We start from the raw sequence: 13,690 nt of genomic DNA, 5'->3' as shown, positions 1-13,690 counted from the left end.
TCGGCTGAATGGGTCAATAGGAAGGGAGAGGCAGGTATGCCCAAGCTGATTCTGGAGATCGAAATGGACCTCTATCGCATGCTTCAGCAGGCGGCGCGAACCAATCAACTGAGCCTGGAGGATGAATGTCGACGTCGCCTCGAGGGCGGCGTACGACGTTCGCGCTATATGGAGGCCTTGCTCGCCGAGCTGCGCGCCGATGAGGCGCAGCGGCGAGCGGAACGGGGCTGAGTTTTCGCCTGCTTCAGAGACCGCAGTCGCTCTTGTCGAACACTTCCACGGTGACCGGACGGTTGCTGCGATACTCGCTGAACTGATAACGCAGCTGCGCGCCCTGCGCCAGCAGGCTGCGATAACCCGGATTGCGGCAGACGCTGGCCGCGAGCTGGCTGCGCACCGTATCGGGGTTGCCGCGCATCTGCGCCGCATGCGCTTCGCGCACGCTGAGGTGGTTGATCAGCGTGTGACCTTCCACGGTATAGCCCTGATCGAGAATGTCCTCGTTGATCGCCCGCGGCGTGCCTTCACTGCTCTGTCGGGCGACCTGCTCCAGGGTGCGAGTCAGCTCCATCTCCTTCAGCGAGGCTGCCTGGGCAGTGGGAAGCATCAGGCTGAGCGCGAGAGCGGGGAGGATGTAACGCAGCATGTCATGTGACTCCTGAAAGCGGGGACGAGGGGTTGGACAGGGCGTCGCAGCGAATGTTCGCGCCGCTGGCCATTTGCCCGCGTGAAACAAAGTGTTACCGATGGAGACATGCTGGCCTTTGGCCGCCGCCCGTCACCACGACCAAAGGCCGGGGATCATCGGCCAAACCTGCACGTCACAGACATTGAGCCGCCGTCGCAGTCGGACGTCGCCAGTACAGACCTGCCTGAAGTCTGCCGCTGGTGCAGGAAGGACTGCGTGGTGTTCAAGCAGCGTGCAGGAGAATAACAATGACAATGCTCTTTCGGCGCTGGCCATCGCGGGTGATGGTCGGCAGTTTACTGGTTTTGCCCGTTGCGCAGGCGCAGGCATCCGGTTATCACTTCGGTTCGCAATCGGTGGCGGCGCAGGGTTCGGCACATGCCAACGGTGCCGAGGCGGCCGACCCTTCGACCATTTTCTACAACCCCGCTGGCCTAGCCCGGCTCAAGGGCACCCAGGTGACTTCCGGTCTGAGCATTCTGCTGCCGGACGGCGATTACGAGGACAAGGGTAGCCGCGATGTATTCGGCAATCCGGTGTCGGGCGATGCCGGCGAGTTCCTGCCCGATGCCGCCGCTGCGCCCAACTTCTATTTTTCCCACGAGATCAACGACCGGGTGACGATCGGTCTGGGCATCTTCACCCCGTTCGGCGCCAAGCTCGACTACAAGGAGGACTGGGCCGGGCGCTACGGTATCCAGTCGGCCAGCCTGGAGACGGTGACCTTCAACCCGAGCATTGCCTTTCGTTTCAACGAACACCACAGCATCGGCTTCGGCGTGTCGGCGCAGTACATCAAATCGGTGCAGCGCGGTGCGGCAGACGTGAAAGGCGCGTCGCGGCAGTTGGCTGGGCAGTTCGTCACCGCCAATCAGGATCTGACCGAGCTGGCCGCATCACCGCTTGGTCAGTTCGCCATTCCCTTGCTCTACGGCATCAATGTGCCCAGTGAGATCAGTAGTTGCGACGGTCAGGCCGATGACGCTTTTGTCGACTGTGTGGCGAAGAACTTCGCCGACAACGTCCAGGGCGACGGTTACTTCCGGGTCAAGGGCGATGACTGGGGGTTTGGCTGGAATATCGGCTACATGTGGGAGCCGACCGAGTCGACGCGCTTTGGCGTGTCGTATCGTTCCAACATTCGCCACACCCTTGAGGGTGAGACCAAGTGGAGCTTCGCCGGCGTGTCCGGCAGCGTGCCTTCACCCGATACCGATCTGAGCGGTGGCATCGATCTCGGCATCATTACCCTGCCGCCAGCCGATGCATTGGGGCAGGTGCTGGACCCGAGCAACTGGGTCAATCCCGGCGATTTCGCTGGCTCCAGGCTGCACCCCAACTCCAAGGCCAAGACCGCTATCGATACACCGGAGATGCTCTCATTCAACGCCTTCCATCAGCTCAACGACAAGGTGGCGTTGATGGCGGATCTGACCTTCACCCGTCACTCGCGGCTCGACGAAGTGCGCATCGGTATCGATCAGGTAGCCGGCTATCCCTACTTCAATGGCGTTACCGAGGGCGACCTGAGCGTCAAGCAGGACTGGAAGGACAGCTACAAGATCTCCCTGGGCATGAACTACCAGTACAGCGACGACCTCTTGTTGCGCACCGGGGTGGCATACGACAAGTCACCTGTCAATTCGACGCAGTTGCGTCATCCGGCGTTTCCTGATGCCGATCGCTACTGGCTGTCCTTCGGCGCCAACTACAAGGTGACCCGCGATACCTCGCTGGACTTCGCCTACAGCTATGTGCAGTTCTCCAGCGGCAAGATGGACTATCAGGACGGCTGCTCCCCGGCTGGCTGGGTGCCAGGCGCCGGCGGGCTGTACCAGGACAGCGGCGTGCGCTGCACCGGCAACGGTGGCAATTACACCGGTGAATACAACACCCACATCCACTTCATCGGCCTGGCGTTGAACCATACCTTCTGATCCATCTGAGCGGCGAACGGGGGTGGTAGAATCCCACCCCCGTTCGCTGTTGCTCCCGCCATGACCCATCCAGCCCCACATGCCGTCGCCCGCCTGCGCACAGAGCGCCTGGCGCGCAGCCTCAAACCTTTTATTGCCCGTGGTTCGCGCGCCGAGCGCTGCCCGCACTGCCGGGTGCAGCCGACCCATTGCCTGTGCGCCTGGCGCCCGCAGGTCGAGGCCAATGCCGCCATGTGCCTGGTGATGCATGACATCGAGGCGTTGAAACCGAGCAATACCGGCTGGCTGATCGCTGATGTGGTGCCTGAAACCCACGCCTTCGGCTGGACGCGCACTGCCGTCGACCCGGCGCTGCTGGAGTTGCTGGCCGATCCGCAGTGGCAGCCTTATCTGGTGTTTCCCGGTGAGTACGTGGCGCCGCAGCGCGTGGTGGAGGAGGTGCGGCTTGCGCCCGGCAAGCGGCCGCTGTTCGTGCTGCTCGATGCCACCTGGACCGAGGCGCGCAAGATGTTTCGCAAGAGCCCCTATCTGGATGCGCTACCGGTGCTGAGCCTGACGCCGGCGCAGCTATCGCGCTATCGCCTGCGTCGCTCCACTCGTGGCGAGCACCTGTGCACCGCCGAGGTGGCCGCCATGTGCCTGGAGCTGGCTGGCGACCTGCGTGCCGGCGAGGCGCTGGACGATTATCTCGATGTGTTCAGCCAGCACTACCTGGCTGCCAAACGGCGTCTGCCGCTGGATCTCAACGACGCTCTGCACCAGCGTTTGCAGACGTACCGCTGAGTTCGCTGGGCAGCGGCTTGGGCCACAGCTGCGCCAGCAGCATGCCGCCGAACATCAGCGCACAACCCAGATAGCCGCGCGGTGCCAGCACTTCGCTCAGCAACAGGGCGCCGGCGATGGCAGCGAATACGGCTTCCAGCGAGAGGATGATCGCCGCATGCGAGGCGATGGCATGCTGCTGCGCCACCACCTGCAGGGTGAAACCGATCGCCACGCCGAACACACCGCCGTAGAGGATGGCCGGCCCAGCGGCAATGATGCCGTCCAGTGTCGCGGTCTCGAACACCAGCGCCAGGATCAGGCTGATCACCGCGCAGGTGGTGAACTGGATGAAAGCCAGGCGCAGCGGGTCGTGACGGCTGGCGAAGAATCCCACCAGCAACACATGCACGCCCCAGACGAAGGCGCCAGCCAACTGCAACCAGTCGCCGGAGGCCACGGTGAAGCCTTCGCCGACGCTGAGCAGGAACATGCCGACCACTGCCAGGCTGGCGCCCAACCAGATGCCGGCGCTGCTGCGTTGGCCGATCAGCAGGCCGAGAATCGGTACCACGATCACGTACAACCCGGTGATGAAGCCTGAGTTGGTCACCGTGGTGAACAGCAGGCCAACCTGCTGCAGATTGATCCCCAGCGACAGCGCCAGACCCATGATCACGCCACCCACCAGCAGGTTGCGGTTCAGCGGTGCAGCGGGGCGCTGCGAGCGACGTTGCAGCAAAGCCAGCACCGGCAATAGGACCAGGCAGGCGAGGGCGAAGCGCAGGCCGGTATAAAGGAAGGGGCCGATGTTATCCATGCCCAGACGCTGGGCGACGAAGGCACTGCCCCAGATCATCGCGGTAATCAGCATCAACAGGTCAGCGCGCAGGGCTTGGCTTCGCATCAGGGCGTCTCGGCAGGAAAGCTGCGCATCGTGCCGCAAAGCATTGAGCTTGACCACCCCGCCACAGCTCGGCATGCTGAGCGCCGCCGTCGGTCCGAGTGGGGAGTCTGTGATGCTCAATGAGCAGGCTTGAGCGGGTCTTCAGGCGAAAAGCACTGCCATACTCACCTCAGTGCCACTTATAACAAGAACAGGATCTGCCAATGGCCGCCTACGAAATCCTGATTGCCGACGACCACCCGCTGTTTCGCAGCGCGCTACAACAAGCATTGACCCTGGGCCTGGGACCTGAAGTGCGTCTGGTCGAAGCTGCCAGCATCGCCGAGCTTGAAGGCCACCTGGCCGCCAAGAGTGATTGGGACCTGGTCCTGCTCGACCTCAACATGCCCGGTGCCTATGGTTTCTCCGGCCTGGTACTGTTGCGCGGGCAGTACCCGCAGATTCCTGTGGTGATGATCTCCGCTCAGGAAGAGGCGTCCGTGGTCAACCGCTCCCGTGAGTTCGGTGCCAGCGGCTTCATCCCCAAATCCAGCCCGTTGGAAACCCTGCAGCAAGCGGTGCGTCAGGTGCTCGATGGCGATACCTGGTGGCCACCGTTGGCCGAAGACAGTGCCCCGGTTTCCGCCGAGGCCAAGGCGGCCAGTGCTGGCCTCGCCAGTCTCACGCCGCAGCAGTTCCGTGTGTTGACCATGGTCTGCGAAGGCCTGCTGAACAAGCAGATCGCCTATGAATTGAGCGTCTCCGAAGCGACGGTCAAGGCGCATGTGACGGCGATTTTCCGCAAGCTGGGCGTGCGCACCCGTACTCAGGCAGCATTGCTGTTGCAGCAGATGGAATCGATCCCTGCGCAGTGAGAACCTGTCTACGATCCGCTGCACAACGGTGTGGGCGATCGTGCTGCTCGGCCAAGTCACTCAGATGATCGGCGGCAGCACGATCTGATCGCTGCGGCTGACTCCGGCGGTCAGTGCGCGACATTGTTCGAGAAACTCGCGCATCGCCGCGGTCTGGTACTTCTGCTTGTGCCAGATGAAGTAGAACTGCCGGCGCAGGTCCAACTCGGGAGTTTCCACTGGCATCAGGCTGCCGCGACGAAAGGCGTCGCGCAGCGCCAGGCGTGAGATGCAGCCGATGCCCAGGCCGGATTCCACGGCGCGCTTGATCGCCTCGGTGTGTTCCAGCTCCAGGCGGATATTCAGGTTGCGCGGGTGATGCCGCATGGCCTGGTCGAAGGTCAGCCGCGTGCCCGAGCCCTGTTCACGCAGAATCCAGGCTTCGTGCGTCAGCTCTTCCAGGCTGGCACTGCCGCGCTGGGCCAGCGGATGTTGCGGCGCGCAGAACACCACCAGTTCGTCCTCGACCCAGGGCTGCACCTCGATATCCGGATGCTGGCAGTCGCCCTCAATCAAGCCCAGGTCCAGTTCGTAGTGGGCGATCTGCTGCACCACATGGGCGGTATTGTGTACCTGCAGTTTCACCCGGCATTCGGGGTGGCGCTGCATGAAACTGCCGATCAGCAGGGTGGCCAGGTAGTTGCCCACGGTCAGGGTAGCCCCGACGTTCAGTGAGCCATAACCGCTCTTGCCCCCCAGTAGGCGTTCGATCTCGCGAGCCTGGTCGATCAAGGCTACGGCCTCGGGCAGTAGCTGTCGGCCCAGGGCATTGAGCGCCAGGCGCTTGCCGGCGCGATCGAACAGCTGGCAGTCGGATTGGCGTTCCAGTTCGGTCAGCGAAGTGCTGGTCGCAGACTGCGACAATGCGAGCGATTGCGCGGCGCGCGAGACGCTTTCATGCTGCGCCACGGCGACGAATACCTGAAGTTGTCTGAGAGTAAATCGCATATCGATATAACCGATAACCTATATCTTGATAATCCACTTAACAGATATTGTTGCCGCGAATAGAATGCCGCGCAATCGCGCCTTTGGCGCTGAAGTTCTTCGAGGAAATCATCATGAGCAATATGAACGTCGAGCGCGTGCTCAGCGTCCACCACTGGAACGATACGCTGTTCAGCTTCAAGTGCACCCGTGATCCGGGCCTGCGCTTCGAGAATGGTCAGTTCGTGATGATCGGTCTGCAGCAGGACAATGGCCGCCCGCTGATGCGCGCCTACTCCATCGCCAGCCCGAACTGGGAAGAGCATCTGGAATTCTTCAGCATCAAGGTGCCGGACGGTCCGCTGACCTCGCAGCTGCAGCACCTGAAGGAAGGCGACGAGATCATCATCAGCAAGAAGCCCACCGGCACGCTGGTGCTCGATGATCTCAACCCCGGCAAGCACCTCTATCTGCTCAGCACCGGCACCGGTCTGGCACCGTTCATGAGCGTGATCCAGGACCCGGAAACCTACGAGCGCTTCGAGAAGGTGATCCTGGTTCATGGCGTGCGCTACGTGAACGAAGTCGCCTATCGCGAGTTCATCACCGAGCATCTGCCGCAGAACGAATTCTTCGGTGATGCGCTGAAGGACAAGCTGATCTACTACCCGACCGTGACCCGCGAGCCGTTCGAGAACCAGGGCCGTCTGACCGACCTGATGCGCAGCGGCAAGCTGTTCGCCGATATCGGCCTGCCGCCGATCAATCCGCAGGACGACCGCGCCATGATCTGCGGCAGCCCGAGCATGCTCGACGAAACCAGCGAAGTGCTCGACAGCTTCGGTCTGAAGATTTCCCCGCGCATGCGTGAGCCGGGTGATTATCTGATCGAGCGCGCCTTCGTCGAGAAGTAAGCGCCTCCGTTAAACGATAAAGCCGCCCCATGGGGCGGCTTTATCGTTTCAGTTGTAGGGTGCGCCGTGCGCACCGTGATTGCTCGTTGGAGCGCGGTGCGCACGGCCTGGGCGGCCCCACGACACCCTGCGGTCTTACAGACGCTTGGCATCGATGATCAGCACCGGCTCGCGCGGTACGTTCTGGTGCATGCCGCGGTTGCCGGTGGGCACCTGGGCGATCTTGTCCACCACGTCCATGCCACGGGTCACCTTGCCGAATACGGCGTAGCCGAAGTCGCGCGAGCTGTGGTCGAGGAAGGCGTTGTCCTTGTGGTTGATGAAGAACTGGCTGGTGGCCGAATCGCGTACCTGCGTGCGAGCCATGGCCAGGGTGCCACGAACGTTATGCAGGCCATTGTCGGCCTCGTTCTTGATCGGTGCGCCGGTGTCCTTTTGGCGCATGTCGGCATCGAAACCGCCGCCCTGAACCATGAAGCCCGGAATCACCCGGTGGAACTGGGTGCCGTTGTAGAAGCCACTGTCGACGTACTTGAGGAAGTTCTGCGTGCTGATCGGCGCCTTGTCGGCGGCCAGTTCGATTTCCACTTCGCCGAGGCTGGTGGTCAGCAACACCTTGGGGTTTTCCGCGGCGAGCAGACTGGTCGACAGCAGCAGGGCGCCGGTGGCGAGAACGAGTTGCTTGAGCATGATGGTCAGTTTTCCTTGTTGGCAGTTTCGCCGAGAAAGGCGAGCAGGGCGTTATTAAAGCGTTCCGGTTGATCCAGTGGTGTGGCGTGGCGCGAATTTTCGATCACCAGCAGGCGCGCGTTGGGCATTTCTGCCACGTACTCGCGCTTGCGTTCAACAGGCGTGTAGTCGTGGTCGGCGGTAATCACCAGGGTAGGACAGGTGATGCGATCGAGGCGTTCCCGCACGCCCCAGCCGATGATCGCGTCGAGGCTGGCGAGGTAGGCGCGCTTGTCGTTCTGCGGCCAGCGTTCTTCGATCTTGCGCCGCAATTCGGCCTGCTCGGGCTTGGGGAACAGCAACTTGCCCAGCGCCTTGGCGATGGTTTCCAGGCTGAGCAGACGCGATAGCGTCCAGCGCTTGCCGATCTCCAGCCAGTCCCGCGCACTCTTGGCCTTTACCTCCGGGCCGCTGTTGACGATGGTCAGGCTGCGCAACAGTTCGGGGCGGTCGACGCCAAGCTGGAAGCCGATCATGCCGCCCATGGAGATGCCCACCAGATGCACCGGCGGCAGATGCAGGTGTTCGATCAGGGCGACGACATCCTCGGCGAAGTCGGCGATGCGATAAGCCTCGCGTGGTTTGTCCGAGCGGCCATGGCCGCGAATGTCGAGGACGATCACCCGGTAGTGTTGACTCAGTACGGGGATCTGGTACTCCCAGTCGCGCGTGCTCGAGCCCAGGCCATGCACCAGTAGCAGTGGCGAACCGTGGCCGTATTCTTCGTAATGCAGCTGACAGCCATCGTTGTCGAAGTAGGGCATGGCGGGGCTCTCAGTTAGTCGACTGCGGTGCGGCGAAGGGCGCGTCCAGAGGGGCGGCATCGAAGTTCTTGATCAGCTCGATGAGAATCTGCGTGGCCGGGCCGAGTACGCGTTCCTTGTTGCTGTAGAGAAAGAAGCGCGGTTTGCGGATAGCGCCCTGAGTCAGGGGCAGAGGTTTCAGCAGACCATCCTGCAGTTCGCGGACGATCAGATGGCGCGGCAGCCAGGCGAAGCCCAGGCCGCTGCTGACGAAGGTGCGTGCGGTCGGCAGGCTGCCCACCGTCCAGCGCTGCTCGGCGCCGAGCCAGCCGGCGTCGCGCGGCTGCAGTCTGCCGCTGTCACGGGTGACTACCTGCATCTGGCCTTCCAGATCCTGGAAGCTCAGCTCGCGTTGCAGACGGTGTAGTGGGTGTTCCGGGTTGGCGACGGCGACGAATTCCACTTCACCCAGTTCGATGCCGAGGTGGCCAGTGATGTTCAGCGCGCTGATGGCCAGGTCGGCAGTGCCTTCGAGCAGTACTTCCTCGACTCCAGACAGCACCTCCTCACGCAGGCGCACACGACAGCCGCGGCTCTGCGGCATGAAGGCGGTCAGGGCACGGACGAGGTTGGCGGTGGGGTAGGCGGCGTCCACCACCAGGCGTACCTCGGCTTCCCAGCCCTGTTCCATGTGATGAGCCAGATCTTCCAGCTGGCTGGCCTGTTTGACCAGTTGCCGCGAACGGCGCAGCAGCACGTCGCCGGCCTCGGTGAGCACGGCCTTGCGCCCGTCGATGCGCAGCAGCGGTACGCCGAGCTGTTCCTGCATGCGCGCCACGGTATAGCTGACCGAGGATTGCGAGCGGTGCAGTACGTCGGCAGCCTGGGCGAAGCCGCCCTGATCCACCACGGCCTGCAGCGTGCGCCATTGATCCAGGGTTACACGAGGAGCTTTCATAACATCATCCTGCTTGAATCGGCTGTTATCGCCGACGATCTCCACCTACACTGGCGATCCCATGTTGGAGAGCACCGATGAAAAAAATAATCTGCTTGCTGTTCGCCTTTCTACCGCTGGCCGCCCATGCCTATCCCATCGAGGTGGAAAAGCAGTTCAACGGCGCCGAGGTGTCCGCGACCACCCAGGAAATCGACCACAACATGGCCGCGCTGATGCTCTACAACTATGGCCAGAGCGAGGCTGAGTGCAGCGCGGTGTTCCGCAATGGCCCGGAAGCGCCACGTACCCGGCGTAGTGTGTTGGCGCCTGGCGCCAGCAACAACATGACGGTCAAGTTCACCCGTAGCGTGATTCGCCTGCGGATCAACCTGACCTGCAATCTGAAGTGATGAAAGCCTAGATGCGATGGCTCGATAAATCAATTTAGTCGATATATGTAAGCGGATATTTGCGCTTTTTAATCGAAAGTCGTATCTCTACTCTGTGTTCCATCGACTCGTAACCACCTCGATGGAGCCTCAGACATGTCCCGTATTCTCGTAATCGAAAGCAGCGCCCGCCAGCAAGGTTCGGTCTCCCGCGAACTGACCCAGCAGTTCATCGCCAACTGGCAGGCTGCGCACCCGGCTGACCAGGTCCAGGTGCGTGATCTGGCGGTCGAGCCGGTACCGCATCTCGACGCCACGCTGCTGGGTGGCTGGATGACTCCGAGCGAGCAGCAGAATGATGCCGAGAAGGCTGCCCTGGCCCGCTCCAATCAACTCACCGATGAGTTGCTGGCTGCCGATGTACTGGTGCTGGCCGCGCCGATGTACAACTTCGCCATCCCCAGTACCCTCAAGGCCTGGCTGGATCATGTGCTGCGCGCCGGCGTCACCTTCAAGTACACCGAAACCGGCCCCCAGGGCCTGCTGACCGGCAAGCGTGCCTTCGTGCTCACCGCCCGTGGTGGTATCTACGCCGGTAGCGCGCTGGATCATCAGGAGCCCTACCTGCGCCAGGCACTGGCCTTTATCGGTATCCATGACGTGCAGTTCATCCATGCCGAAGGCCTGAACCTGGGCGCCGAGTTCAGCGAAAAAGGCCTGGCCCAGGCCAAGGCCAAGCTGGCTGAAGTGGCCTGATGCCGATCCGACTCTCCTGAGCGCCCGCTAGTGGGCGTGCTATGCCGGTCGCTTCGTGACGAAGTGGCCGGCTTTTTTATCTGGCTGGACAGCGCAGTCCGGCGCATGGATTGTCCGGCGCAGGGGAACGCGCTAAGGTCGCCGCCTTCCTTGGGAGGTGGCTGTGCGATATCTGCTGATAGTGACCCTGCTGTGGGCGTTTTCCTTCAGCCTGATCGGTGAGTACCTGGCCGGTCGGGTCGACAGCTATTTTGCGGTGCTGACGCGCATCGTCATTGCCGGCTTGCTGTTCGTGCCGCTGACCCGTTGGCGCGGTCATGCTCCGGCGTTCGTGCGCGGCATGCTGCTGATCGGTGCCCTGCAGTTCGGCATCACCTATGTCTGCCTGTACCTGAGTTTCTCGGTGCTCACGGTGCCGGAGGTGCTGCTGTTCACCATCCTCACGCCGCTGCATGTGACGCTGATCGAGGATGCCCTCAATCGCCGATTCAACCCCTGGGCACTACTGGCTGCGCTGGTCGCGGTGCTGGGCGCCGGGATCATCCGCTACGACGGTATCAGCAGCGGCTTTTTGCTCGGTTTCCTGTTGCTGCAGGTGGCCAACTTCACCTTCGCCGCCGGGCAGGTGCTGTACAAGCATCTGCTGCTCAAACACCCTTCCACCGAGCCGCAATACAAGCGCTTTGGTTTCTTCTACCTGGGCGCGCTGCTGATTGCGCTGCCCGCCTTCCTGCTGCTGGGCAACGGCGAGCGACTGCCGAACACCGCACTGCAGTGGAGCGTGCTGGTCTGGCTCGGTGTGGTGGCGTCCGGATTGGGACTGTACTGGTGGAACCAAGGCGCCAGCCTGGTCGATGGCGGCACCCTGGCGGTGATGAACAACGCACTGGTGCCTGCCGGCTTGCTGGTCAATCTGCTGATCTGGAATCACGACGCTGACCTGTTGCGCCTGGCCTTGGGCGGTGTGGTGATTGCCGCTTCGCTACCGCTGGTCAGTCTGGGGCGCACGCGTCGTACGCCTGCCGAGGTGCACTGATGCAACTGTCCGGGCGGGGTGTGGCGTTATCGGTTGGCGCGTCGATGCTGTTTGCCGTGTTGCCTGGCTACGTGCAGTGGCTGACGCCGCTCGATGGCGTGCAGATATTCGCTCAGCGTGTGCTCTGGTCGATTCCCCTGGTCTTGCTGCTGGTACTGCTGGCGCGGCAGACCAGCTTGCTGCGCGAGACCTTCGTGCGTCTGCGTCGCGAGCCGCTGTTGTTGGCCGCCTGCCCGCTGGCAGCGGCGCTGATCGGCGTGCAGTGGGGGCTGTTTCTCTGGGCGCCATTGGCCGGGCACATGCTGGAAGTGTCCATGGGCTACTTCCTGCTGCCGTTGGCGATGGTGCTGACCGGTAGGCTGTTCTACGGCGAGCGCCTGCGCCCGCTGCAGCAGTTGGCGGTGACCTGCGCCATGCTCGGCGTGCTGCACGAGTTGTGGCGTACCCAGGCGTTTTCCTGGCTGACGCTGATCACCGCACTGGGTTACCCGCCTTATTTCATGCTGCGCCGCTGGATGCGCCTGGATGCCTTGTCCGGTTTCGTGCTGGAGATGCTGGTGCTGGCACCGTTGGCGATCTGGCTGATCATCGCATACGGCCCGGTTGGGGCGTTCAGCGATCGTCCCTTGCTATGGCTGCTGGTACCGGTGATGGCGTTGATCGGCACCCTGGCGTTCGCCGCTTACATGGCATCGAGCCGGTTGTTGCCCTTGGGGCTGTTCGGCATTCTCAGTTATGTCGAGCCGGTGCTGTTGTTCGCCGTGGCGCTGCTGGTGCTGGGCGAGCGCTTCGACAGCGGGCAATGGCTGACCTATCTGCCGATCTGGGGAGCTGTGCTGCTGGTTGGCTGGGACAGCGCTCGGCTGCTGCGCAAGCAGCAGCGCGAGAGCATCAGGCCACGTTGATACGCGGCGCGGGGATCTGCGTCGGCACATTGGCCTGCTTCTGCACCCGATAATGCACCTGCAGGGTGCCACTGTTGAAGCGGCGCTGGTCGCTCAGGGTCAGGCTGCGTTCCATGCCCGTGGCCAGCAACGGGATACCGGCGCCGAGCAGGTGCGGCACCAGATTGATCACCACCTCGTCGATCAGCCCGGCGGTGTAGCAGTTACCTGCCAGCAGGCTGCCACCGACCAGCCAGATACGCTGGAAGCCGGCTTCGTTCAATGCCGCCACCGCTTGAGCGGGTGTGCAGTGGGTCAGCTGGATTTCGTCTGCGGCGCGCGGCAGGGCGAGGCGAGTCAGCACCACGCAGGGCTTGCCGAGGTAGGGCCATGGGCCACCGCGCTTGAGGAGGGCCTCGTAAGTACCTCGGCCCATCAGCAGTGCGTTGATGCCGGAGTAGAAGTACTGAAAGGCATATTCTTCATCGGCCTGGCGTAGCGAGTCGAACCAGTCGATGCGCCCATCGGGGCGAGCGATGTAGCCATCGAGGCTCGAAGTGACGTGATAGATCAGTGACGGGTTCATCATTGCACCTCGGCGGGCCATCTGAAAATTGGAGTGGCGCCGCCGAGACAAGTTCGTCGTGCGCCGTACCGCTTGTCGGATGGCCGCGCATAGTCTCTCAGTCGAGAACGTTGCGCAGGATTTCGTAGACGATCCCGGTCGCGATGGCGACCAGCACCACGTCACGGCCGATCTGCTTCCATTCGTAGCCCTCGTAATAGGGCAGGCGCGAGATCAGGCGGCTGTCGAAGTTCTTGGCGATACCCGGTGGCAGCGGTTTGCCGCGAGCCAGGTTCTTGGAGATGCCCGGTGGCAGGGAGGAGGTCGGGCCGATCAACTGACGATTGTCGCCGAGGATGATGCGCACCCTTCCAACATCCACGGTCGGGCCGCGCAGATCGATCTGGACGCCATCATGCTGGCCCGGTTTGCCTTTGCCGGGAGGCGGGTTGGCAAGCACTGGCGACGCGGCCAACAGGACGCACAGGCCGATACTGAGAGTGGTCTGGGATTTCATGGGCATGGGGCAGCGCTCTTCGGGTGGATACAGATTGGATATCCGGCGCGCGCTCCCGGTTCCGGCCCGCTCCTGCCGGATAGCGACTCCAGACAGCCGTCCG

17 protein-coding genes are annotated in these 13,690 nt (G+C 62.6%); 9 read left to right on the top strand and 8 right to left on the bottom strand.

Annotated elements, in window-relative coordinates; translation table 11 throughout:
* The first annotated feature begins 36 nt into the window (after positions 1-36).
* Positions 37-231, top strand: coding sequence for a hypothetical protein (locus BM186_RS01585; protein ID WP_074913219.1), 195 nt, complete (start codon positions 37-39; stop codon positions 229-231).
* Between the two features lie 13 nt (positions 232-244).
* Here BM186_RS01585 and BM186_RS01580 read toward each other — a convergent pair whose 3' ends face one another.
* Positions 245-646 (bottom strand): quorum-sensing-regulated virulence factor family protein, encoded by a 402-nt coding sequence (locus BM186_RS01580; RefSeq protein ID WP_021488358.1) that lies wholly within the window; start codon positions 644-646, stop codon positions 245-247.
* Positions 647-936: 290 nt separating this feature from the next.
* On the opposite strand from BM186_RS01580, the gene BM186_RS01575 reads away from it, so the two are divergent.
* Positions 937-2,625, top strand: a complete 1,689-nt coding sequence (locus tag BM186_RS01575) for an OmpP1/FadL family transporter (protein ID WP_083431548.1) — start codon at positions 937-939, stop codon at positions 2,623-2,625.
* A gap of 60 nt (positions 2,626-2,685) precedes the next feature.
* Positions 2,686-3,408 (top strand): tRNA-uridine aminocarboxypropyltransferase, encoded by a 723-nt coding sequence (locus tag BM186_RS01570; protein ID WP_074913217.1) that lies wholly within the window; start codon positions 2,686-2,688, stop codon positions 3,406-3,408.
* Here the strand turns inward: BM186_RS01570 and BM186_RS01565 are convergent.
* Positions 3,368-4,294, bottom strand: a complete 927-nt coding sequence (locus BM186_RS01565; RefSeq protein ID WP_074913519.1) for a DMT family transporter — start codon at positions 4,292-4,294, stop codon at positions 3,368-3,370. The genes BM186_RS01570 and BM186_RS01565 overlap by 41 nt on opposite strands.
* Positions 4,295-4,497: 203 nt before the next feature.
* Here BM186_RS01565 and erdR point away from each other — a divergent pair, with 203 nt between their 5' ends.
* Entirely contained in the window at positions 4,498-5,148 is a 651-nt protein-coding gene (erdR, locus tag BM186_RS01560; protein WP_072422757.1) for a response regulator transcription factor ErdR, read from the top strand.
* A 60-nt stretch (positions 5,149-5,208) separates the two neighbouring features.
* Here the strand turns inward: erdR and BM186_RS01555 are convergent, their stop codons facing one another.
* Positions 5,209-6,135 carry a LysR family transcriptional regulator gene (locus BM186_RS01555; protein WP_074913215.1) on the bottom strand — a complete coding sequence of 309 codons (927 nt, stop codon included), beginning with the start codon at positions 6,133-6,135 and terminating at the stop codon, positions 5,209-5,211.
* Positions 6,136-6,248: 113 nt separating this feature from the next.
* Here BM186_RS01555 and fpr point away from each other — a divergent pair, with 113 nt between their 5' ends.
* A complete protein-coding gene (gene fpr, locus BM186_RS01550) occupies positions 6,249-7,028 on the top strand; it encodes a ferredoxin-NADP reductase (protein WP_026041990.1) in 780 nt (259 codons plus the stop codon).
* Positions 7,029-7,163: 135 nt separating this feature from the next.
* Here the strand turns inward: fpr and BM186_RS01545 are convergent, their stop codons facing one another.
* Genes BM186_RS01545 through BM186_RS01535 form a run of 3 tightly spaced genes read right to left on the bottom strand, consistent with a single transcriptional unit; the run spans position 7,164 to position 9,458 of the window.
* Entirely contained in the window at positions 7,164-7,718 is a 555-nt protein-coding gene (locus BM186_RS01545; protein ID WP_074913214.1) for a peptidylprolyl isomerase, read from the bottom strand.
* 5 nt (positions 7,719-7,723) lie between these two features.
* Positions 7,724-8,521 carry an alpha/beta fold hydrolase gene (locus BM186_RS01540; protein WP_072422754.1) on the bottom strand — a complete coding sequence of 266 codons (798 nt, stop codon included), beginning with the start codon at positions 8,519-8,521 and terminating at the stop codon, positions 7,724-7,726.
* A gap of 10 nt (positions 8,522-8,531) precedes the next feature.
* Positions 8,532-9,458 carry a LysR family transcriptional regulator gene (locus BM186_RS01535; protein WP_017677935.1) on the bottom strand — a complete coding sequence of 309 codons (927 nt, stop codon included), beginning with the start codon at positions 9,456-9,458 and terminating at the stop codon, positions 8,532-8,534.
* Positions 9,459-9,535: 77 nt separating this feature from the next.
* On the opposite strand from BM186_RS01535, the gene BM186_RS01530 reads away from it, so the two are divergent.
* The 4 genes from BM186_RS01530 to rarD all read left to right on the top strand — a co-directional run bounded on the left by BM186_RS01530 (position 9,536) and on the right by rarD (position 12,526).
* Complete coding sequence (locus BM186_RS01530; protein ID WP_072422753.1) at positions 9,536-9,850, top strand: 3-phosphoglycerate kinase; 315 nt, start codon at positions 9,536-9,538, stop codon at positions 9,848-9,850.
* A gap of 135 nt (positions 9,851-9,985) precedes the next feature.
* Positions 9,986-10,585 (top strand): FMN-dependent NADH-azoreductase, encoded by a 600-nt coding sequence (locus BM186_RS01525; RefSeq protein WP_074913212.1) that lies wholly within the window; start codon positions 9,986-9,988, stop codon positions 10,583-10,585.
* A gap of 163 nt (positions 10,586-10,748) precedes the next feature.
* Positions 10,749-11,621: a carboxylate/amino acid/amine transporter gene (locus BM186_RS01520; protein WP_074913210.1), complete on the top strand. Its 873-nt coding sequence runs from the start codon at positions 10,749-10,751 to the stop codon at positions 11,619-11,621.
* On the top strand, positions 11,621-12,526 hold the full coding sequence (rarD, locus tag BM186_RS01515; protein WP_074913208.1) for an EamA family transporter RarD: 906 nt from the start codon (positions 11,621-11,623) through the stop codon (positions 12,524-12,526). Before BM186_RS01520 ends, rarD begins: the two co-directional genes overlap by 1 nt.
* On the opposite strand, the gene BM186_RS01510 is transcribed toward rarD, so the two are convergent.
* Positions 12,513-13,091: a dihydrofolate reductase family protein gene (locus BM186_RS01510; RefSeq protein ID WP_074913518.1), complete on the bottom strand. Its 579-nt coding sequence runs from the start codon at positions 13,089-13,091 to the stop codon at positions 12,513-12,515. The genes rarD and BM186_RS01510 overlap by 14 nt on opposite strands.
* Positions 13,092-13,188: 97 nt before the next feature.
* Positions 13,189-13,593 carry an anti-virulence regulator CigR family protein gene (locus BM186_RS01505; protein ID WP_074913206.1) on the bottom strand — a complete coding sequence of 135 codons (405 nt, stop codon included), beginning with the start codon at positions 13,591-13,593 and terminating at the stop codon, positions 13,189-13,191.
* Positions 13,594-13,690: the final 97 nt, after the last annotated feature.

This window comes from Ectopseudomonas toyotomiensis, from assembly GCF_900115695.1.
In the GTDB taxonomy this organism is placed as follows: Bacteria; Pseudomonadota; Gammaproteobacteria; order Pseudomonadales; family Pseudomonadaceae; genus Aquipseudomonas; species Aquipseudomonas toyotomiensis.
This window is presented reverse-complemented; position numbering and strand designations above follow the sequence as displayed.